Below are 21173 nucleotides of genomic sequence, written 5' to 3'. Positions count from 1 at the left end.
GGCCGCATAATGTCCAACTTCCCGTTCCTCTCGGTGCTCACCGTGGCGCCACTGGTGGGCGCTCTGGCGGTGGCCTTCCTGCCGCGCCACCGGCCCGAGCTGGCCAAGCAGGTGGCGTTCGCCTGGTCGCTGCTGGTACTGGTGCTCTCGGTGGTGATGTGGGTCAGCTTCAACGCCGGCGGTGACCGGTTCCAGTTCCGGGAGTCGTACACCTGGATCCCGAACTGGGGCGTCAACTTCACCTTCGCCGCCGACGGCATCGCGCTGGTGATGCTGATGCTGATCGCGGTGCTGGTGCCGTTGGTGATCCTGGCGTCCTGGCACGACGCCGAGTCGTCGAAGCGGTCCATCCCGGTCTACTTCGCGCTGCTGCTGATCCTCGAGAGCACGATGATCGGCGTCTTCGCGGCCGCCGACGTCTTCCTGTTCTACGTGTTCTTCGAGGTCATGCTCGTGCCGATGTACTTCCTGATCGGCAGCTACGGCGGCCACCAGCGGCAGTACGCGGCGGTGAAGTTCTTCCTCTACTCGCTGGTCGGCGGTCTGTTCATGCTGGCCGCGGTGATCGGCCTGTGGGTGGTCGGTGGCAAGACGTTCGACTGGCAGGCGCTCTCGCAGGTCGACATCAGCACCGGCACCGAGCGGTGGCTGTTCCTCGGCTTCTTCCTCGCGTTCGCCATCAAGGCCCCGTTCTTCCCGTTCCACACCTGGCTGCCGGACGCCGGTGGCGCCGCCCCGGCGGGTGCCGCCGCGTTGCTGGTCGGTGTGCTGGACAAGGTCGGCACGTTCGGCATCCTGCGCTACTGCCTGCCGCTGTTCCCCGAGGCGTCGAAGTGGTTCGCGCCCTGGGCGCTGGCGTTGGGCGTGATCGGCATCATCTACGCGGCGCTGCTGGCGGTCGGTCAGAACGACCTCAAGCGGCTGGTGTCGTACACCTCGATCGCGCACTTCGGGTTCATCGGGGTGGGCATCTTCGCGTTCACCACCCAGGCCGGCACCGGCGCGGTGCTCTACATGCTCAACCACGGCCTGGCCACCGGCCTGCTCTTCCTCGTGGTGGGCATGCTCGTCGCCCGGCGTGGCTCGGCGCTGATCAGTGACTTCGGTGGTGCCGGCAAGCTGGTCCCGGTGCTCGCCGGTGTGCTGTTCTTCGCCGGTCTGGCCTCGCTCGCCCTGCCGGGGACCGCGCCGTTCATCTCCGAGTTCCTGGTGCTGATCGGCACGTTCACGGTGAACAAGCCGGTGGCGGTCATCGCCACGGTCGGCATCATCCTGGCGGCGGCGTACGTGCTGTGGATGGTGCAACGCACCACGCAGGGCACGCTCAACCCGGCGCTGACCGAGGTCGACGGTATGCGCCGGGACCTCAGCCTGCGGGAGAAGGTCGTGGTCGCCCCGCTGATCGCGCTGATCGTGCTGCTCGGCTTCTACCCCAAGCCGGTCACCGACGTGATCAACCCGGCCGTCCAGGCGACCATGGACGACATCGGCAGGACCGACCCCGCCCCATCGGTGGGCGGCACTCTCCAGGAGGCAGGCCGGTGAGCGCGAGGAGTGCAGCGCAGCGGAGCCCCGCAGTCGCGAACGAAAGGTCGGCATCGGTGAGCGCGAGGAGTGCAGCGCAGCGGAGCCCCGCAGTCGCGAACGAAAGGTCGGCACAGTGACCGAGTTGAAACTGCCGTCGCTCGATTACGCGGCGCTCGCCCCGATCCTGATCATGCTGGGCACCGCGTTGCTCGGCGTGCTGGTCGAGGCCTTCGTGCCCCGGCGCTCGCGACACCTGGTGCAGCTGACGCTGGCACTGCTGGCCGTGCTCGCCGCGCTGACCATGGTGGTCCTCAACGCCGACGACCGGCTCATCACGGCCGGTCAGGCCATCGCGGTGGACGGGCCGACGCTGTTCCTCCAGGGCGCGATCCTGGTGCTGGCGGCCATGGCGCTGCTCCTGATCGGCGACCGCTCCGTCGAGCGGGGCGGCGCGTTCGTCGCCCAGGCCGCCGTGACGGCGGAGTCGGCCGACGACCGGAAGCAGGCTGAGGGCCGCAACGGCCTCACCGAGGTGTACCCGCTCGTCACGTTCGCCATCGGCGGCATGCTGATCTTCGTGGCGGCGAACGACCTGCTGACCATGTTCATCGCGTTGGAAGTCTTCTCCCTCCCGCTGTACCTGCTCTGCGCGCTGGCTCGCCGCCGGCGGCTGCTGAGCCAGGAAGCGGCGATGAAGTACTTCCTGCTCGGCGCGTACGCCTCGGCGTTCTTCCTGTTCGGTGTGGCCCTGATCTACGGCTTCACCGCGGGCGTTCCGGGCCGTTCCGCCGGTGTCGACTTCGCGACCGTCAACGCGGCGGTGAGTGAGTCTCCGGCCAGCCCGGTGCTGCTCTTCGCCGGCATGGCGCTGCTCGCCATCGGTCTGCTCTTCAAGGCCGCCGCGGCCCCGTTCCACGTCTGGACCCCGGACGTCTACCAGGGTGCGCCGACCCCGGTCACCGGCTTCATGGCGGCCTGCACCAAGGTCGCCGCGTTCGGCGCCCTGCTGCGCGTCTTCCACGTCGCGTTCGAGGGCGGGGGCTGGGACTTCACCCCGGTCCTCGGCGCGGTGGCGGTGCTGACCATGCTCCTGGGCGCGGTGCTCGCGGTCACCCAGACCGACATCAAGCGGCTGCTCGCGTACTCCTCGATCGCCAACGCCGGCTACCTGCTGGTCGGCGTGCTGGCCCCGAGCAAGGACGGGCTGTCCGGCACGATGTTCTACCTGGTCGCGTACGGCTTCTCGGTGCTCGCCGCGTTCGCCGTGGTGACCCTGGTCCGGGACGCTGACGGCGAGGCCACCCACCTGTCCCGGTGGGCGGGGTTGGGCCGGCGCTCGCCGTTCTTCGCCGCGCTGTTCACGTTCATCCTGCTGGCCTTCGCCGGTATCCCGCTGACCAGCGGATTTACCAGCAAGTTCGCCATCTTCGGGCCGGCCCTTGAGGGCGGTCAGGCGTGGCTGGTGATCGCCGGTGTGCTGACCAGCATGGTGCTCGCGTTCCCGTACCTGCGGGTCGTGGTGATGATGTGGCTGTCCGAGCCGGGCGAGTCCACCCCGACCGTGACCGTGCCGGGCGGGCTCACCTCCGCCGCCCTGATGATCGGCGTGCTGGCCACCCTGGTGCTGGGTGTCGCCCCGGCGCCGCTGCTCGACCTGGCTACCGGAGCCGCCGAATTCGTGCGGTGAGACGTGGCTCTACCACCGGGGGCCGGCGCGCGACAGCGTGCCGGCCCCCGCTGCGTATCCCCGATCCGGAGCAGGTAGAACGGGTGTGGCATGGTTGATGGTGTGGTGATTCCGGCTGGCGAGCGTTCAGGTGCCACCGGTTCCGGCGGTCGCCGGGGTCGGGCGAGCATGAGTCAGTTCGGCGCGCTCGGCCTTCATCTCGCCGATCCCCGCGTCGAGGCATCCGTGCTGGGCCTGCTGGAAGCGGTCGAGGTCGAGCTGAGTGCGAGTGTGGCCAGCGCCGACCCGTTCGTCTCCGAGGCGGCCCGGCACCTTCTCGACGCCGGGGGTAAGCGGTTCCGGCCGCTGCTGGTGGCGCTCGGTGCCCAGTTCGGCGATCCCACGGGCGCGCGGGTGGTCCCGGCGGCCGTGGTGATGGAGCTCACGCACCTGGCCACCCTCTACCACGACGACGTGATGGACGAGGCGGACGTGCGGCGGGGTGCGCCGAGCGCCAACTCGCGTTGGACCAACTCGGTCGCCATCCTGGTCGGCGACTACCTCTTCGCCCGCGCCGCGGACATCGCGGCGGACCTGGGCCCGGAGGCCGTCCGGTTGCAGGCGCGCACCTTCGCCCGGCTCGTGCACGGGCAGATCGCCGAGACGGTGGGGCCGCGTGCCGGCGACGACCCGGTCGCGCACTACCTGAGCGTGATCGCCGAGAAGACCGGCTCCCTGATCGCCACGTCGGCCCGCTTCGGCGGCATGTTCAGTGGCGCTCCGGCGCAGCACGTCGAGGCGCTCGCCGGGTACGGCGAGACGATCGGCGTCGCCTTCCAGCTCTCCGACGACCTGCTCGACATCGCGTCCGAGTCGGTGCAGTCGGGCAAGACGCCCGGCACGGACCTGCGCGAGGGGGTCCCGACGCTCCCGGTGCTCTACGCCCGTGCGGCCGACGACTCCGACGCCTCCTCGGTGCGGCTGCGGGAGATCCTGGCGACCGGTCCGTTGACCGACGACGCGCTGCACGCCGAGGCGCTGGGGCTGCTGCGGGAGAGCCCGGCGCTCAAGCGTGCCCGGGAGACCGTGCGCAGCTACGCCGAGGACGCCCGCGCCTGTCTGGCCCCGCTCCCCGCGAACTCGTCCCGCCAGGCCCTGGAGTCGCTCTGCGACTACATAGCCGACCGCACAAGCTGACCAGCACGCCCCTCCAGCGCGGCACCCCCAGCTTCGTTGATCATGAAGTTATTGCCTCGACACGCCGTGTGATGGGGCAACAACTTCATGATCACCGGCTCGGGGGTGAGGGGTTGGTAGGAGGCGGCTGGCGGTCAGCATCAGGGCGGCGGCCAGCAGCATCGACACCGAGGCCGTGGCCCACATTGTCGGGTAGCCCAGGTGGGCGGCGAGCGGGCCGAGGCTCAGTGGGCCGAGGCAGCCGCCCGCGTACACCCCGGTCTGTGTGATCGAGGTGGCGGCGGCCGGAGCCTGCGGGTGCAGCCGGACCACCGCGAAGGTCATGAGGCCGGGCCAGGCCCAGCCCAGACCGAACCCGAGCACCACGCCCGCCACCAGCGGCACCGGGCCGGCCACCGCGAGCAGGCCCAGCCCGACCGCCCCGATCACCAGCATCGCGGCGATGAGCGCGACGTGACCGTTGGCCCGCCGGTCGGCCAGTCCGCCAGCGCCCACCCGGGCGACGACACAGACCGCGCTGCCCAGGGTCAGGGTGAGGCCGGCCAGAGCAGGCGAGAGGCCCCGGGCGGCGGCCGAGTCGACCAGGAAGGTGCCGAGCGCGTTGGCCGCGCCCGCCGCCAACGTCGCCGCCGCGCCGACGACCACCAGGGCCGTCGTGGCCCGGCCTCCGCGCGTCCCGTCGGCCCGACGCGCACGACCGGACACCTGCCGGGGTACGGCCGGCAGCGTGGTCAGCGCCGCGACTGCCGCCACCACGAACGCCCAACGCCAGCCGGCGGTGAGCGCGATGGTGGGCACCGCCGCGCCGGCCAACAGCGTCGAGACCGGGATCGCCGCCTGCTTGACGCCGAACGACAGGCCCTGCCTCCGCGGCGGGACGTGCTCGGCGAGCGCCGCGTTGCTGGCGAGCTGGCCGAGGGCGTTCGCGGCGGCGCTGAGCGCCAGCAGGGCGAGCAGCGCCTCGTACGAGCGGGCGAGCGCTGCCACGGCCAGCATCGACCCGGAGGCCAGCACGATGGCGCAGCGGGCCACCAGCGCCGGCCCGTACCGCTCGACGAGGCGTCCGGAGGGCACCGAGGTCAGCGCGCTCACGCCGAAGTAGACGGAGACGGCCAGGCCAAGCCCGGCGGGGGAGAAGCGGAGATCCGCACCCATCTGCACGGCGAGGCCGCCTAGCAGGAAGACGGGCAGTACGCAGGCCACGGTGGTGACCACGGCGCCGGCGCTGGCCCGGATGGGGCGGGTGCGGACGGGCGCGGGGGTGAGGACGGTGTGGGTCATCGTGAGGCAAACCTACGCGAGTCGCGCTCAGGCAACTCCTGGTGACCGCTGGTGTACGAGGAGTGGATGGTGATCTGGCATCCTCGACCCGAACAGGCATTTCGCACGCGGCCTGTTTTTCATATGGTGTAAGTCCCCGGCGGCGGAGGTGGTTGTGCGCGACCCCTTGGCAGAACCTTCGGACCTGATCCGCAGCGTGTCCCGAGCACTGCGGGTGCTCGAGTCGGTCGGTCGTGCCCCGAAGGGCCTGACCGTCAAGCAGATCGCCCGACGGTGTGAGCTGACCGTGGCCACCACCTACCACCTCGTCCGCACCCTCGCGTACGAGGGTTACGTGATCCGTCGCGAGGACGGCACGTACATCGTGGGTCTCGAGGTGGCCGACCGTTACCGCGAGTTGGTGACCGCGTTCCGGGGTCCACCGGTGGTCGGCGAGACGTTGCGACGCGCCGCCGTCGACACCGGTTACAGCCACTTCCTGGGTCGGTTCGTCGGCGGTCAGGTCGCCATCACGGCGGTGGCCGAGGGGCACCGTTCGCCGTATCTGGAAGATCTCGTTCCCGGCTTCGACGAGGGGGCCCACGCGACCGCTCTCGGCAAGTCCCTGCTCGCCACCCTGACCGCCGAGCAGCGCTTCCGCTATCTCCGCGAGTACGGCATGCGTCCCTTCACCAGCGCCACGCTGACCGCCACCGAGACGTTCGAGGCCGACCTGGCCGCCGGTGACCGCCGGGGGATGCAGTTGGAGTTGGGACAGTTCCGCCAGGGGGTGGCCTGCGCGGCGGTGCTCGTCGCACCCGACAAGGACATGGAACGTCGGGTCGTGCTGGCCTGCGCCCTGCCCGCGAGCGAGATGATGACCTCCGCCCGTGTCGTACGCGCGAAGCTGCTCACCGTCGCCCGTACGGTCGCCGACGGCATCGCCGCCGACCACTGACCCGCCGGACGCGCCAGAGGCCCTCTCCCGGGCTGGGAGAGGGCCTCTCGGGGCGGTCCGGCGCCGAACCGCCAGGGGAACGTCAGCTGCCCACCGGGCCGCCGTCGAGGCGCCAGGTGACCACCACGCCCGGCTTGGCGTAGTCGCCGTCCGGCCAGTTCGAGGCCGGGTTCTCCACCGACGCGCCGGTGATCTCGCCCGGGTGCTGCACCGCGACGAACACCGAGCGGTTGTCGCCGGTGATGAACGGACCGCAGGTCTCCGCGCCGATCGGCACGGTCAGGAACTGCTTGAGGTGGCCCTTCTCCGGACCCTCGACCGCGGTGGCGAAGAGGCCGTCGTTGCTGCCCAGCGCATTGCCGTCGGTGGAGATCCACAGGTTGCCGGTGGCGTCGAAGGCGACGTTGTCCGGGCAGGAGATCGGCGAGACCTGGGTCTTGTCGTACCCGGAGAAGAAGGTCGAGGGGTCGGTCGGGTCGCCGCAGACGATCGGGAGCGACCAGGCGAACGTCTCCGCCGTGTTGTCGTCGCGCTCCTCGACCAGCTCCAGGATCTGCCCGTGCTTGTTGGCGTTGCGCGGGTTGGCCTCGTCCGCGGCCGCCTTGCCGGCCTTGCCGCGGTCGGTGTTGTTGGTCAGGGCGACGTACACCTTGCCGGTGAGGTGGCTCGGCTCGACGTCCTCGGGACGGTCCATCTTGGTCGCGCCGACCTTGTCACCGGCGAGCCGGGCGAAGGTGAGCACGTCCGCGGCGGTCATCCCGTCGACGAACGACCGGTTGCCGCTGACCAGCTTGATCCAGCGACCCCGACCGTTGAACGCGCCGTCGGTGGGGAGCGTGCCGGAGCCGTCGATCTCGGCGGCGCTGGTCTGGTCGAGCTGCGCGACGTAGAGCGTGCCGGACTCCAGCAGGGTCAGGTTGTGCTTGCGGGCGGCCCAGGAGTTGCCCTTGAGGAACTTCTTGTCCGAGACGAACTTGTACAGGTAGTCGAACCGCTCGTCGTCGCCCATGTACGCGACCACGTGGCCGTCCCTGGCGACGATGACGTTCGCGCCCTCGTGCTTGAAGCGACCCATCGCGGTGTGCTTGCGCGGACGGCTCTCCGGGTCGAACGGGTCGATCTCGACGACCCAGCCGAACCGGTGCGCCTCGTTGGGGTGCTTGGCCAGGTCGAAGCGCTCGTCGGCGCGTTCCCACTTGCGGCTGCCGCTGGGGTAGCGAGCGGTGGTGGTGATGCCGTAGCGGTCGAACTTCGGCTTCAGGTCGGCCGGCGCGGCGTCGGCGCCGACGAAGTACTGGTTGAAGTTCTCCTCGCCGGACAGCACGGTGCCCCACGGGGTCACGCCACCGGAGCAGTTGTTCAGCGTGCCGACGACCGTACGGCCCTTCGGGTCGGCGGCGGTCTTCAGCCAGGCCGAGCCGGCGGCCGGGCCGGTCAGGTCGAACTTGGTGCTCAGCGCGGTGACCCGCCGGTTGTACGGCCGGCGGCCGTTGCCCACGGGCTTCCACTGCCCGGTGCCGCCGACCCGCTCCAGCTCCACCACGGACATGCCGTGCGCGGCCATTGCGGTGCGCAGCTGCTCCACGGAGAGTCCGTCCAGGCCGGGGAACCCGGGGAACATGAGGTCCTCGTTGGTGTACTCGTGGTTGACCACGAGCAGCGCCCTCCTGCCCTGCTTGTCCAGCGGCAGCACACCCACGAAGTCGTTGTTGTAGCCGAACTGCTTCGACTGCGCGGCGGCGCTCTGGTGGTGCAGGTCGAACGCCGGCGCGCCCGGCAGCACCGGGTCACCCCACTTGATCACCACGGCGTGGTCGTAGCCGTTCGGCACGACCAGGGTGTCCAGCTTGTTCGGCGGAATCGGCTTGAAGGTCAGCGCGCCGCTGCCGACACCCGTGGTGGGACGGCCGAAGCCGAAGTTCTCCGGCACGTCCGGGGTGGTGGGGGCCGCGCTGGCGGGGGCCGCGCCGGCCAGCGCGCCGACCGCCGCGCCGCCGAAGCCGAGCACCAGGGCGCCGACCGCGCCGGCCCGGACCACGCCGCGCCGGGAGACCTCCGCGTCCACCACGTCACCGAAGTACGCGTTCTCGGACGTGTTCGGTACCGGGTGGTCACAGGCGTTGCCGCAGCGGTACAGGCAGGTCATGGCGTCACGGGTGCCGTGGCGCTTGCCGGTCAACAGCGGGAGCAGCCGGGGACGGTCGCTCATGGGAGAAGCCTCCAGGTGAGTGGGTGGCGCGACAGGCGGCGTACCAGCCGGACGCTAGGAGGACGCGGTGAGCGGTCGTCGGCCGCGATGTGAACCAGGCGTGAACACCTGCCCGGCCACCAGTGGTCTGACCTCGGGCTGAACCGTTCGGCGTCACCACACGTATTCCCGGGCGGACGCACCGCCGGACCCGCGCCGGAAGTGAGGAGACCGCCATCAGCGACCATGACGCCCAACTGCTGCGGGCGCTGCACGACGAGCACGCGGAGGCGTTGTACGCACACGCCCTGCGGCTGGTCAACGGCGACCGGCAGCGGGCCGAGGACCTGGTGCAGGAGACGCTGCTGCGGGCCTGGCGGCATCCCGAGTCCCTCGACCCACGACGTGGCTCCGTGCGGGCCTGGCTGTTCACGACCGCCCGCAACCTGGCCATCGACGCCTGGCGTCGACGCTCCACGCGGGTCGGTGAGGTGTTCACCGACGAGATTCCCGAGCCGCCGGAGGTCGTCGACGAGGCCGAGCGCGCCGTCGAGGCGTGGACCGTCGCCGAGGCGTTGAACCGGCTCAGCCCGACCCACCGTGAAGTCCTGGTGGAGTGCTTCTACCAGGGGCGGTCGGTGGCGGAGGCGGCGTCGCGGCTGGGGGTGCCGCCGGGAACCGTCAAGTCACGCACCCACTACGCGCTGCGCTCACTACGGTTGGTCCTGGCCGAGATGGGGGTGACGGGATGACCCGGTGCGAGTTCGCGCACGACGACGGCGCGTACGTGCTGGGCGCCCTGGCCCCCGCCGAGCGGGCGGCCTACGAGCGGCACCTCGCCGGCTGTGCCTCGTGCCGGGATGCCGTCGCCGAGATCGCCGTCCTACCGGGACTGCTCGGCCGCCTCGACCCGGCGGGCCTGGAACAGTTCCTGCCACCGCCGACCGCGCCCCGGGCGCCCGCGCTGCTCGAGGAGGCCCGGGCGCGCCGGCGCCGCGAACGGACCAGGACCCGTCGCCGGTACGCCCTGACGACGCTGGCCGCCGCCGCGTTGGCCCTGGTGGTCGGCGTGGGAACGGCTGCCGTGCTGCCCCGACCGGTCGCCCCGCCGCCTGACCCGGGGGCGCAGGGCACTTCGCGCCCCGCCCCGCAGGTGTCGATGGTCGCCATGCGGCCGGTGGCACTCGCCGGTCCGGTGCACGCCGACATCGGTCTGACCGGCAGCAAGTGGGGCACCGAGATCACCATGCACTGCGGGTACGACGCGCGGACGAGCTACGGCAAGGCGTACCCGTTCCGGCTGGTGGCGAAGGGCCCGAGCGGCGCGAGCGAACAGATCGGCTCCTGGCTCGCCGCGCCCGGCGACGACCTGGTGTTCACCGGCATGACCCGCTTCACCGACGCGGAGCTGGTCAGCGTGGAACTCCAACGAGCCGACGGCACCCCCCTGCTCACCTACGCAGTCCCCTAACCCCGCCCCCAGGCTCGCCCCCCACCCCGCCCCCGCCCCGCCCCCACCCCGCCCCCGCCCCCACCCCGTCGATCATGGAGTTGTGGTGGGTGACAAAGCGCCCGAACTAGTGTTCGGCGGGCACCACAACTCCATGATCGACCACGATGGGGCGGGACCGGCGGGACTGGCGGGCGGCGCGGATGGCGTCGGCGGTGAAAACCAGCAGGGCGAGCCAGACCAGCGCGAAGCCGGCGAGGCGGGCCGGCGGCATCGGCTCGTGGAAGATCAGCACACCGCAGCCGAGCTGGAGGATCGGCGCCAGGTACTGGATCATGCCGAGGCCGGTCAGCGGCAGCCGGTTGGCGGCCCCGGCAAAGAGCAGCAGCGGGATCGCGGTGGCCGCGCCGGCCAGCACCAGCAGCGCGGTGTGCCCGGCCGAGACGTGCCCGAAGGTCAGTCCGTCGTGCCGGGACAACCAGGCCAGGTAACCCAGCGCGGGCAGCGCCAGCACCGCCGACTCGACGAAGAGCCCCTCGGCGGCGGGCAGCCCGAGCCGCTTCTTGATCAGGCCGTAGCCGGCGAAGCTGAACGCCAGGGTCAGCGCCAGCCAGGGCAGCCGGCCGTAGTCGACGGCGAGCACCGCGACGGCCGACCCGCCGATGCCCAGGGCCACCCACTGCGCGGCCCGCAGCCGCTCCCGCAGCACCGTCACCCCGAGCAGCACCACTACCAGGGGGTTGATGAAGTAGCCGAGCGCGGTCTCCACCACCCGGTCGGAGCTAACGCCGTAGATGTAGGTGCCCCAGTTGACGGCGATGAGCGCCGCCGCGGCGACGATTCCGGCGAGCGCCGCGCGCCGGCGCAGCAGGGCCCGCAGGAAGCCGACGTTGCGCAGCGCGCCGAGCAGCAGGGCCACGAAGAGCACTGACCACACGATCCGGTGGGCCAGGATCTCCAACGGGCCGGTGGGCCGCAGCACCTTGAAGTAGAGCGGGAAGAAACCCCAGAGCAGGTACGCGCCGATGCCGTAGAGGTATCCCAGGCGGAGTGGCGTCACGCCTCCACCGTAAGGGGTGAACCTCCGTCTGGTTCCTTTCCGGTGATGGGGGTCACCGGCGGTCGCCGATCGAGGTTCATCCACCGCTCGGGAACGTCCAACGGGGTGAAGCCCGCCCGCGCGTACACCTCGTGCGCGTCGTTGGTGATCAGCAGGATCCGCCGTACGCCCAGCTCGTCCAGGTGGTCTCGGACCGCGCCCACCAGCCAGGTGCCCAGGCCGAGCCCTCGCGCGGCCCGGTCGACGTACACGTCGCAGAGCCAGGCGAAGGTGGCGCGGTCGGTGACCACGCGGGCCACCGCGACCTGGCTGTCGTCGTCGGTCCGGTAAATGCCGAACGGCAGCGACCCCGCGAACGCCCGCACGACGCTGTCCCGGTCGCGTCCCAGTGCCCAGTACGCGTCGGTGGACAGCCAGTGGTGTACCCGGTCCAGGTCGAGTCGGGCGGGGTCGGTGCTCAGCAGGTGGCCGTCGGGCCGGGTCAGGGTGAACACATCGGCGACGCTAACCGACCCGAGGGGGCCGCCAGCCGGCCAATTCCCGAACTCTGGTCACCGGACCGCCCCGCCCGTCGGGGCCGGGCGGTCCGGGACGGTGGTGGTCGGTCAGTCGCGGTCGAGGACGGCCCCGAGGATCCACGTCACGATGCTCACGAACAGGGCGCCGAGAACGGCGGCCGGCCAGAACCCGTCCACCGAGAACGGCAGCCCGGCCTGATCGGCGATCCAACTGGTGAGCAGGAACAGCAGCCCGTTCACCACCAGCGCGATGAGGCCGAGCGTGAGCAGGTAGAAGCCGCAGCCGACGGTCTTGATGACCGGCTGGAGCACCGCGTTGACGATGCCGAAGATCGCCGCCACCAGGATCAGCGTGGTGACCGTCTGGACGGCGGAGGTCGATTCCAGGTCGATGCCCGGAATGAGCAGCGTGGCCAGCCAGAAGGCCAGTGCCGTGGTGGCCAGCCGAATCAGCAACCCTTTCAGAAAACCCATGGCGGGGATCGTGCCACGGACCATCCACGGGCGTAACCCGGCAGTTGACCATCGAGGACGACCGGCCCGCCTCGCGCGAGCGCGCAGACCCCTGAGCGCGGGCGCGCGCAGACCCCTGAGCGCGGGCGCGCGCAGACCCCTGGGCGCGGGCGCGCTCAGGCCCGTGCCGGCCGGCCGATCAGCTGGGACTCGATCGGAGTCGGGGAGAGCAGTGCCCACCGCAACGCGCGACGGTTCACCACCGCCACCATGTCGTCGCGGATGCGGGTCAGCCAGTCGGCCGAAGCGCCCAGGCCCAGCGCCGCGCCGGCCAGCGTCGCCTCCGCCGGGTGCAGCCGCTGGAGCACCGCCAGGTCGGCGCGGGTCAACGTGTCCACGTCGGCCGGTGTCAGCTCGTCGCGCACCACGAGGGTGGCCCGCCACGCCGGACCAGGTTCGGTCTCGGCCGGCACCGCTCCGGTGTCGACGACCAGCAGCAACGGCCGCAGTGCGGCGCCGGCCGATTCGGCGACCGGCCGGCCCGGCGGGATGAGCGGAATCGTTCCGCCCGGCGCGCCCACCCCCCGTACGAACGGCTCCCACGCGCGGGGTCGCGCCGTCTGCACCACCACCAGCGCCCCCAGCGCCATCGCACGCAACGCGACGAGCTGAGCGGTACGCACCCCGCCCAGCAACAGCACCCGCGTGCCCTCCGGCCGGAACAGCCGCACGGTGACCGCGCCACCCTGCCGGTTGGTGCCGACCAACATCCCCGCCTCGCCCAGGGTCAACTCCCAGTCGTCCGGCGCCGCCTCGGGCCGCCCGGCCGAGGGGAGCGCCAGCGGTAGCGTGCCGGCCAGGCCGTCCAGGTGCGCGCCGTCGAGCCGCCGCAGTTCCCCGCCCGCGCCGTCGACGAGGCGGCCCAACGCGGCGACGGCCACGGTCAGTTCGGCCGTCGACGTGGCGGCCAGGCGTACGGTCAGCTCGGTCACCGCGTCCGCGGCCGGCCCCACGCAGAGCGACACGGTCGTCGCGGTCGCCGGCAGCGTCAGCAGCCGGGGTACCAGCCGCCGGGCCCCCGCCCCACCGCCCTGTGGCCAGCGGACCAGCCGGAACGTCGCCTGGACCAGAGTGCCGGTGCGCAGCGACGGCCAGGCCTGAAGTATCGGCTCGCCGTCGTGATGGGCCAGCTCGCCCAGGACCCGCAGCGCCGCGGGTACGCCGAGCGGCCGGGCGGTCAGCGGCCCGAGCCGACGGATGATCCGGCGGGTCGTGCCGGCGAGTGCCCGGCGCAGCGCCTCCGGCGTCCAGCCGTCCGCCCGCAGCACCCGGACCGCGAGCACCGCCCGCTCCCGCCCGACGAGGCGGCCGTCGGTGAGCTGCCGGTACGAGGTCCCGACCGTGCCACCCGCCGTCGGGACCGGCGCCGGTGTGCCGGTGAGCAGCAGTTGGATCCGTACCGGTGGCACGTCCGGCCCCGGCGTCGGTAGCAGCGTGGACGGCGCGGGGATCGCCCGGGACGCGTCGCCGAGCAGGTCGCCGGGGTCTCCGAGTTCCAGCATCACCACCATGCCGCCGGTGTCCTCCAGCACCGCCGCCGGCCCGCTGGACAACTCGGTCGAGCCGACGACGGCTCCGGGCGCGACCAGGTCGAGCAGTTCGGCCGCACCGGCCCGCTCGCCCAGGCCGCGACGGCGGGTCACGTGCCCGGCGGCGGTGCCCAGCCACTCGAAGAGCCACCGGCCCCGGAACCGGGCGCAGGCGGCCGTCACCAGAAGCGTCGCCCCCAACAGCGCGGCGATCATGACCGGGGCGCCCTGGCCGGAGGCGGCGAGGACGACCGCCACGGCGACCTGCCCGGTGACCAGTTGGCCCGCGCGCATCGCCGCACCGAGCCGACCGATGGCGGCCCACCGCGCGGTGGGCCGTCGAGCGGGTACGGCGGCGCTGCCGAGAGTGCCCGACGCGCTGCCGCCGATCGTGGTCGATCCGACGTCCAGTGCGGTGCCGACCGACGGGACGGCGGGGATGTCCGACCCGGCGGTCGGGGAAGTTGCGGTCGGGCCCCACCCGGCGTCGCTCGCCGATTGCGCGCCCGATGTGGTGATCGGCGGCACCGCGCCTCCTCGACCCGCTCTGGACGTGCCCGGCGGCCGACCGCCCCCGGATGCCCGTCACGCGCCGCGACGGGGCTGCCGCACATAGTAGGCGACCGATGGCTGTCGTAGTTGTCCACAGGGGAGAGCCGGGGGTAGCAGAACCGCTACCAGGCCGCTACCGTCAGCCACGAAGTTCATCGCTGACCCGTGTCCGACCGTGCTCGTCGAGCGGGCCACGCGAGCGGTGCGCTCCCACCGCGGGCGCATTGACAGCCAGGCACGACCGAGGAGACGAGGTGACGTCCGGGTGTCCCAGACCCAGGCAGAAGCAGCGGTGATGAAGCAGACCGCCGCGAAGTTCGAACAGGTGGACCAGTCGTTGCAGTCCATGCTGACCGGCCTGCTGGCCGAGTTGGAGGTGTTGCAGCAGGCCTGGCGCGGCGCCGGTGGGCGGTCGTTCGAGCAGGTCAAGCGACAGTGGGCAGACGATCAGGCGGCGTTGCACCGCGCGCTGCGGGAGACCGCCGGTGCCATTCGCACCGCCGGCCGACAGTACGACGTCTCGGACGACGAGGCGGCCAGCCGGGTGGCCGGCACCAACCGCGGCGGCATCCAGCTGCCGCTCTGACCTGCCGGGAGGGCGTTCCGATGGACAACGGTGTGCTGGTCGTCAACTTTGCCGCGCTGCAACAGGCCGGCGCGGACATTCAGCGGGCGCTGAACACGCTCGACTCGCAGCTCGGCCAGCTCGAACGTGACGCTGCGCCGCTGGTGTCGGCCTGGTCGGGTGACGCCCGCGAGGCGTACGAGCAGCGCCAGGCGCGGTGGCGCTCCGCCTCGCAGGACCTGCAGGCGATGCTGCGTGCTATCAAGTTGGCGGTGGACGACTCCGCCGCCGACTACCTCGACACCGAGAAGAAGAACACCGGGCTGTTCCAGTGACGTCGGTGGGCCGGGAGCGCTGACATGACCGCGTCGGCGTCCCGGCCACCCTCGGGCGAGGGCCACGGCGGCGACCGGGTCGGGTCAGGCCGGCTCGGCCGGTCGCCAACGTCGGCGTGCGCCCCGGGGCAGCACGAGGGCCAGCACCACCACGGCGACAGCCGTCACGCCGATCACCGCGCCGGCCACCAGGGCCCGGTCTCGGGCGGTCGCGCGACGCGCCTGGCGGGCCAGCGCGGCCTGATCGGCCCGGTCATCGGCGAGCGCGGCGGCGGATCGGGGTCCGCCCGGCCGGCCGCCGGTCTCGGTGACCGCCCGATAGGGGTTCAACACGCCGGCCCCGTACCCGCCGCCGTGTCCCGGGCCGGGCGCGGGATCGGCCGTGGCGACGATCCGCTCCACCACCTCGGTGGCGGTCAGCTCGGGTCGGTACGCGCGCAGCAGGGCCGCGGTGGCGGCCACGAACGGCGCGGCGTAACTGGTGCCCTCCACCCGCTGGTGGCCCTGGGCGGGCGCGGCGACGAGCACCTCGCTGCCGGGGGCGACCAGATCGACGTACGCGCCGATCTGCGAGAAGGTGGCCCGCGTCCCGTCCGCCCCGATCGCGCCCACCCCGAGCACCCCGTCGTACGCGGCGGGGAACGGGCGCGGGTCACCGTTGTCGTGCAGGTTGCCCACGGCGGCCACCAGCACCACGTCCCGCTCGACGGCGTACCGGACGGCGGAACGGACCTGCGGGTCGTCGGCGTACAGCACCACGGAGAGGTTCACCACGTCGGCGTCGTGGTCGACGGCCCAGCGGATGGCGCGGGCGAACTCGCCGGCGCTGACCGTGCGCCCCGATTCCCGGCCCTGCACCACCTGCTGCTCACTCACACGTACCGGCAGGATCCGGGCGGCCGGCGCCAGTCCGTGGAAGGCGACGTCGGGCCGCGGCGCCGCCGCGATGATGCTCGCCACACCGGTGCCGTGCCCGGCACAGTCCTGGCCGCCGTCCCCACCCGGTTCGAGCAGGTCGGCGCCGGGCAGCACCCGACCGGCCAGTTGGGGGTGTGCCCGGTCGACGCCGGAGTCGACCACCGCGACCGTCACCCCCGCGCCGGTGGTCAGCGGCGCGAGCCGCGCGGGGTCGTACCGCTGCTGGGGCCACGGTGTGGCCTCGACCTGTCGAACGGGCGTCAGTGGGGTCGCGCAGACCGGAGCCGATCGGCGCGGGCCGGCGGCGACGGCCGGACCGGTCGCGCCGGTCAGCAGCGCGACCGCCAGACCGGCCAGGACCGGGCGCGCAATCGACCGGGACATCGACAGCCTCCGTATCGTGTCGGCTCCGGAACGGGATGTTATCGCCTTGCCGTCACCGGGGCGGACCGCCGCCGGCCAGCCATTGTGATCTTGATGCCACCTTGTAGGTTGTACGCGATACCTGTGGCCTGTTCTCGGGAGGAGAGGTGGCCGTGACCGAATGGGAGCCGGCCACGGAGGCCGAGGTGGCGATGCGGGACGCGCTGCGCGCCAACGATCAGGAGCTCTACTTCCGCCTCCTGTCCCGTACCGAGCTGCTGTTGCCCGTCTCCGCACCGGCATCCGCCGGTCAGGCCGCCGGCTGGGGCACCTGGACGACCGGTGGCCGGACGCACGTACTGGCCTTCACCTCCACCACCGCGTTGCGGGCCTGCCTGGGCGAGCACGCGGGCACCCACCGGCGTGTCCCGTTCGCCGACCTCGCACTGGGCTGGCCAAACCACGAGTGGTGGCTCGCGGTCAACCCCGGGCTGCCCGTCGAGGGGTACCTGCCGTCCTGGTTCGTGTCGCAGCTCTCCCGTGGGGACGTCCGGCTGCCGGGCCGCGCCATGGGCGCCCGGGCCCGGCTGGAGCGGGCCGAGACCCTCTCCCGGTTCCGGGCGGGTACGACCGGTCGGGACGCCCCGCCCGCCGCCGGGTTCGTACCGCCCTCGCCGCCGGTCCCCGAGGCGACGCCGCCCGGACGACCCGGGCCGAGGGGCGCGACGCCTCCGGTGTCTCCGACCCCCGCCTCGGCCCATCCCACCCGCGCGCCCGGCCCGGGTGACCTGCCGCGCCGCTCCGGGGTGGAGGACATGCCCGCCGCCGGGCCACCGCAGCCGACCGAACCGCCCCGCACCGTCCGGCCGGGCACCGGCGTCGGGCCGGGGGCGAGCCGCACCGCTGCTTCGCGGTACGTGCCCCTGGCCGCCGACCGCACCCGCGCCGCCCCGGTCGACCAGCCGATTCCACGCGCCGGCCGGCCGTCCACGACCCGGCCGGCCAGCGAGGGCGACGGTCCGGCCGTCGGTGGTGGCGCCAACGATGACGGCCGGCGCTCCTTCTTCGAACCGACGTCCGGTCGTAAGTCTGGCCTGCCCCCCGGCGACGGTCGGACGGGCGACCGGGCTGCGCCGCCGTCGCGGTTCGGGCGCGGCAGTCAGCCCTTTCCGCGCCGCCGTCCCGCCGACGCGCCCGGCGGCGACAGCGCGACCCAGGCCTTCGCGATGCCCGCGCCGGACGTCGGCCGCGGACCGTGGCCGCCCGCGGCTGACCAGGGCACATCCCGGGTGGTACGAGCGCCGTTGACCGATGACGAGGCCACGCAGCCGCTGCCGCCGCGGCGGCCCGACCCGTTGGCCGAGGAGCCCACCCGCGCGTTCCGGGTGCCCGGTTCGGTCAACGGCGGGCCGCCACCGGCCCGCCCTTCGGAGCCGGCGGACGAGACCCAGGCGATCCCGCGCGGCCGGCCCGCTGAGCGGCGGCGCTTCGAACCGGTGGAGGATCTGCCACCGGCGGTCGCGGAACCGGTCTCCGGCCCGCCCGCCCCCCGTCGCGGCTTCACGCCCATCGTCATCGAGGGCACCATCATCGAGTCCCGGGATCTCGATCCGCCCGAGGTCGGCCCCTTCTTCGACACCGGACGGCGACCCGGCCCGACGACCACCGCCCCGCCACCGTTCAGCCCGTCCGTGCCGGACCCGTCTGTGTCCGGCCCGTCTGTGCCCGGCCCACCCGTGCCCGGCCCGTCTGTGCCCGGCCCACCCGTGCCCGGCCCGTCTGTGTCCGGCCCACCTGTGCCCGACCCGTCTGTGTCCGGCCCGTCTGTGTCCGGCCCGTCTGTGTCCGGCCCGTCTGTGTCCGGCCCGTCTGTGTCCGGCCCGTCTGTGTCCGGCCCGTCTGTGCCCGGCCCGCTCGCGTCCGGCCCGCTCGCGTCCGGCCCGCTCGCGTCCGGCCCGCCTGTGCCCGGCCCGTCCGTGCCAGGTCCCACTGCCTGGGCCGCGTCTGGCGGTGGAGCGAGCCTGTTCGAGCCATCCGGCGTCCCCCCGGCCACCGACACCGGCCTGGGAGGTACCGGCCCGGCCACCGACGCCGGCCTGAGCGATGCCCGTTCGGCCAGCGACGCTGGCTTCGGCGGCGATGCTGGCTTCGGCGGCGTCACCGGTCGGTCGTCCCGATCCCCGGTGGGTTACGAACCCGAGCCGGCACGCCCCGACTCCGACGCGGAGGCGACGATCGCGGACGCCGTCGAGCCTCCGACGGTCGACGAGCCGGCGTCCCCGCAGTTCCAGCCGGCGAACACCGTCGAGGAGGACCTGCTCGGCGCAGCCGGTGCCGGGAGCACGGACACGTTCCTGTCCACTCTGCTGCTGGCGCGCGTGCTGCTGCCGGCGGCGGCGGACTCGAAGCGGGGCAGCCGTCCCGGCGACCCGGGCTTCGTCTGGCGCACCGCCCGCCTCGACGGCGAGACGTACGTGGTGGTCTACACGTCCCCGGAGCGCCTCGCCGACCACGTCGAGGGCGCCGTCGACACGGTCCGGGTGAAGTTCGCCCAGCTGATCCGGCGCTGGCCCGACGAGGACTGGTCGTTTGCCGTCAACCCGGGCACCCCGGTCGGCGCGAAGTTGCCCGGTGACCAGATCGTCGCGTTGGCCAACTGGGCCGCCGAGGTGGGCCTCGGCGACGACCTGGAGGTCGACCCGGTGGAACCGGCGGCCGAGGCGGAACCCGCCGCGCGTCCCCGGTACGCCCCGGCGGCGGTCGACCCGGCCCGACCAACCGTGATGCAGAAGGCGATCGCGCCCAGCCAGCTCGCGTACTACCTGGAGCGGGGGTACGACCGGGTCTCGGGTTTCGTGCACCGGTCGGGTGAGCTGGCCCACCTGACCACGCCGGCCGAGCTGCACGACGCGTTGGGCCTGAACTACCCCGGTTCGCCGTTCGTGCGGGACGCCGAGGAGATCTACGTGCTGCGGTGGCCGGCGCACCGGCCCAGCCTCTACCGGATTCCGTACGGCGGGCAGAACGAGGCGGCGATGCGTGCCATGGAGGGCTGGGTCATCGAGCGCCCGCCGTTCCGGGGCAACGGCTTCGCCCCCGGCGAGAGCAGTGACGTGGTGGCGGAGTTCAAGGTGGACAGCGCCCGTCTTCCGCACGGCGCGCAGCTCTGGCGGATCGGTGGCGACGGCACCGAACGGGTGGTCGCGGTCCTCGACACGGACGCGGTCACCTGGCGGCGGGTTCCGGAGGAGTGATGCGCGACGGTTACGTGGCCCGCTGGCAGGGCCGGGAGTATCAGGCCAGCCCGGACGGCGACGACATCCGCCTGTACCAGCCCGAGCCGGGCGAGGGCTTCGAGGAGGTCCGCGCGGGCCGCTACGTGCGGGTGCTGCCGGCGAGCGAGATCGAGGATCTGGCGTACGTTCGGACCACCTGCACCTGGCAGGGCCAGCCGTTCATCGTGCTCGGCGAGCACGACGCGTGGCTGCGCGTCGAGTACACGGGTGGTCGTTGGCCGGTGGCCGAGGCGATGCGGTTGGAGGTCTTCGACTTCGGCGTCTACCAGGGCTGGGCGCCGGCGGCCGAGGTCACCGACCTGCGCGAGCAACGGGTCTGATCCGTTACGACTTGGCCCATCGCAGGATCTCGCCGAGCACCACCTCGGGGGCTTCCAGGTGCGGGAAGTGACCCACCCCGTCCAGCAGACGCCACTCGTACGGGGCGACGACGTACCGGCCGGACCCGAGGGCGGTCCGTGGCAGGGCGGCGATGTCGGCCGCGCCGTGCAGTTGCAGGGTCGGGGTGACCAGCGGCTTCTGCATGAGGCGCACGAATCGGTAGCCGTGCAGCCGCAGCACGGAACGGAAGGCCCAGCGATAGCCTTCCAGCGCGCAGAAAGCGGCCTGCGGGATGCGCATCGCCTCCCGACACCGTTCGGCGTACGCCTCGAAGTCCGCGCTGGCGGCCCAGCGCGGGCCGGCCCACCGGCGCAGGATCTCCTCGACGCCCGCCGCGCCGTCCTTGGTGAGCACGTGTTCGTAGCGGGGGAGCTGGAACTTCAACGCCGGGGTGGAGGCGGCGAACTGCCCGCGCGGGTCGGCGAAGATCGCGGCGCGCAGGCGTAGCGGGTGGGGTGCGCCCAGGACCACCAGCCGACGGACCAGGGATGGGTGGAACGACGCCACCGTCCAGGCGACCATGCCGCCGACGCCGCTGCCGACGAGCGTCGCCGAGCGCTCACCGAGGGCCCGGATGAGGCCGGCGATGTCGGCGGCGAGGGTGTAGCCGTCGTACCCCCGGGGTGGTTTGTCGCTGGCGCCGTAGCCGCGCAGGTCCACGGCGACCGCGCGGAAGCCGGCGTCGGCGACCGCGGGGAGCATCTGGTGCCAGGCCCACCAGTGCTCGGGGAAGCCGTGCAGGAAGAGCACCATCGGGCCGGTGCCGGCCTCGACCACGTGGAAGCGGCTGCCGTTGGCGCCGACGAAACGGTGCGTCCACGGGCCCTCGGTGAGGACGCAGGACTCGTCGACGGCCTCGCCGCGCTGGTCGGTCATGGTTGACAGCCTAGGACCCCG

The 21173-nt window shown here is 72.8% G+C and carries 18 protein-coding genes; 10 read left to right on the top strand and 8 right to left on the bottom strand.

The window, feature by feature from the left end:
- Positions 1-9: 9 nt before the first annotated feature.
- The 3 genes from ACIBTX_RS02920 to ACIBTX_RS02910 all read left to right on the top strand — a co-directional run bounded on the left by ACIBTX_RS02920 (position 10) and on the right by ACIBTX_RS02910 (position 4390).
- Positions 10-1545, top strand: coding sequence for an NADH-quinone oxidoreductase subunit M (locus tag ACIBTX_RS02920; RefSeq protein ID WP_396831966.1), 1536 nt, complete (start codon positions 10-12; stop codon positions 1543-1545).
- A 115-nt stretch (positions 1546-1660) separates the two neighbouring features.
- On the top strand, positions 1661-3214 hold the full coding sequence (gene nuoN, locus ACIBTX_RS02915) for an NADH-quinone oxidoreductase subunit NuoN (RefSeq protein WP_357123547.1): 1554 nt from the start codon (positions 1661-1663) through the stop codon (positions 3212-3214).
- A gap of 90 nt (positions 3215-3304) precedes the next feature.
- Positions 3305-4390 carry a polyprenyl synthetase family protein gene (locus tag ACIBTX_RS02910; RefSeq protein WP_357392613.1) on the top strand — a complete coding sequence of 362 codons (1086 nt, stop codon included), beginning with the start codon at positions 3305-3307 and terminating at the stop codon, positions 4388-4390.
- 48 nt (positions 4391-4438) lie between these two features.
- Here ACIBTX_RS02910 and ACIBTX_RS02905 read toward each other — a convergent pair whose 3' ends face one another.
- Positions 4439-5671: an MFS transporter gene (locus ACIBTX_RS02905; protein ID WP_357392614.1), complete on the bottom strand. Its 1233-nt coding sequence runs from the start codon at positions 5669-5671 to the stop codon at positions 4439-4441.
- A gap of 154 nt (positions 5672-5825) precedes the next feature.
- On the opposite strand from ACIBTX_RS02905, the gene ACIBTX_RS02900 reads away from it, so the two are divergent.
- Positions 5826-6608, top strand: coding sequence for an IclR family transcriptional regulator C-terminal domain-containing protein (locus tag ACIBTX_RS02900; RefSeq protein ID WP_357123556.1), 783 nt, complete (start codon positions 5826-5828; stop codon positions 6606-6608).
- Positions 6609-6690: 82 nt separating this feature from the next.
- On the opposite strand, the gene ACIBTX_RS02895 is transcribed toward ACIBTX_RS02900, so the two are convergent.
- A complete protein-coding gene (locus tag ACIBTX_RS02895) occupies positions 6691-8817 on the bottom strand; it encodes a PhoX family phosphatase (protein WP_357392615.1) in 2127 nt (708 codons plus the stop codon).
- 215 nt (positions 8818-9032) lie between these two features.
- On the opposite strand from ACIBTX_RS02895, the gene ACIBTX_RS02890 reads away from it, so the two are divergent.
- Together ACIBTX_RS02890 and ACIBTX_RS02885 are read left to right on the top strand one after the other, a co-directional pair.
- Entirely contained in the window at positions 9033-9548 is a 516-nt protein-coding gene (locus tag ACIBTX_RS02890; protein ID WP_357124632.1) for a sigma-70 family RNA polymerase sigma factor, read from the top strand.
- A complete protein-coding gene (locus ACIBTX_RS02885; RefSeq protein ID WP_355048256.1) occupies positions 9545-10267 on the top strand; it encodes a zf-HC2 domain-containing protein in 723 nt (240 codons plus the stop codon). Before ACIBTX_RS02890 ends, ACIBTX_RS02885 begins: the two co-directional genes overlap by 4 nt.
- Before the next feature lie 106 nt (positions 10268-10373).
- On the opposite strand, the gene rarD is transcribed toward ACIBTX_RS02885, so the two are convergent.
- The 4 genes from rarD to eccE all read right to left on the bottom strand — a co-directional run bounded on the left by rarD (position 10374) and on the right by eccE (position 14160).
- Positions 10374-11306 carry an EamA family transporter RarD gene (gene rarD, locus ACIBTX_RS02880; protein ID WP_396831965.1) on the bottom strand — a complete coding sequence of 311 codons (933 nt, stop codon included), beginning with the start codon at positions 11304-11306 and terminating at the stop codon, positions 10374-10376.
- Positions 11303-11800, bottom strand: coding sequence for a GNAT family N-acetyltransferase (locus tag ACIBTX_RS02875; RefSeq protein WP_357123568.1), 498 nt, complete (start codon positions 11798-11800; stop codon positions 11303-11305). The genes rarD and ACIBTX_RS02875 overlap by 4 nt, the downstream gene beginning before the upstream one ends.
- A gap of 111 nt (positions 11801-11911) precedes the next feature.
- On the bottom strand, positions 11912-12298 hold the full coding sequence (locus ACIBTX_RS02870) for a phage holin family protein (RefSeq protein ID WP_355049298.1): 387 nt from the start codon (positions 12296-12298) through the stop codon (positions 11912-11914).
- Positions 12299-12453: 155 nt separating this feature from the next.
- On the bottom strand, positions 12454-14160 hold the full coding sequence (gene eccE / locus ACIBTX_RS02865; RefSeq protein WP_396832130.1) for a type VII secretion protein EccE: 1707 nt from the start codon (positions 14158-14160) through the stop codon (positions 12454-12456).
- Positions 14161-14683: 523 nt separating this feature from the next.
- On the opposite strand from eccE, the gene ACIBTX_RS02860 reads away from it, so the two are divergent.
- Complete coding sequence (locus tag ACIBTX_RS02860) at positions 14684-15004, top strand: WXG100 family type VII secretion target (protein ID WP_357123575.1); 321 nt, start codon at positions 14684-14686, stop codon at positions 15002-15004.
- Positions 15005-15024: 20 nt separating this feature from the next.
- Entirely contained in the window at positions 15025-15318 is a 294-nt protein-coding gene (locus tag ACIBTX_RS02855; protein ID WP_357123578.1) for a WXG100 family type VII secretion target, read from the top strand.
- 84 nt (positions 15319-15402) lie between these two features.
- Here ACIBTX_RS02855 and mycP read toward each other — a convergent pair whose 3' ends face one another.
- Complete coding sequence (gene mycP, locus ACIBTX_RS02850) at positions 15403-16620, bottom strand: type VII secretion-associated serine protease mycosin (RefSeq protein ID WP_357123581.1); 1218 nt, start codon at positions 16618-16620, stop codon at positions 15403-15405.
- Between the two features lie 152 nt (positions 16621-16772).
- On the opposite strand from mycP, the gene ACIBTX_RS02845 reads away from it, so the two are divergent.
- Together ACIBTX_RS02845 and ACIBTX_RS02840 are read left to right on the top strand one after the other, a co-directional pair.
- Positions 16773-19853, top strand: coding sequence for an SseB family protein (locus tag ACIBTX_RS02845; protein ID WP_396831964.1), 3081 nt, complete (start codon positions 16773-16775; stop codon positions 19851-19853).
- Positions 19850-20215, top strand: a complete 366-nt coding sequence (locus tag ACIBTX_RS02840; protein ID WP_030486287.1) for a hypothetical protein — start codon at positions 19850-19852, stop codon at positions 20213-20215. Before ACIBTX_RS02845 ends, ACIBTX_RS02840 begins: the two co-directional genes overlap by 4 nt.
- A 4-nt stretch (positions 20216-20219) precedes the next feature.
- Here the strand turns inward: ACIBTX_RS02840 and ACIBTX_RS02835 are convergent, their stop codons facing one another.
- Positions 20220-21152 (bottom strand): alpha/beta hydrolase, encoded by a 933-nt coding sequence (locus ACIBTX_RS02835; protein WP_357123591.1) that lies wholly within the window; start codon positions 21150-21152, stop codon positions 20220-20222.
- Between the last annotated feature and the right edge of the window lie 21 nt (positions 21153-21173).

Source organism: Micromonospora sp. NPDC049359 (assembly GCF_044466585.1).
Taxonomy (GTDB): Bacteria; Actinomycetota; Actinomycetes; order Mycobacteriales; family Micromonosporaceae; genus Micromonospora.
Note: the sequence above shows the minus strand (reverse complement) of the source record. Positions and strands in the feature narration are given on the sequence as shown.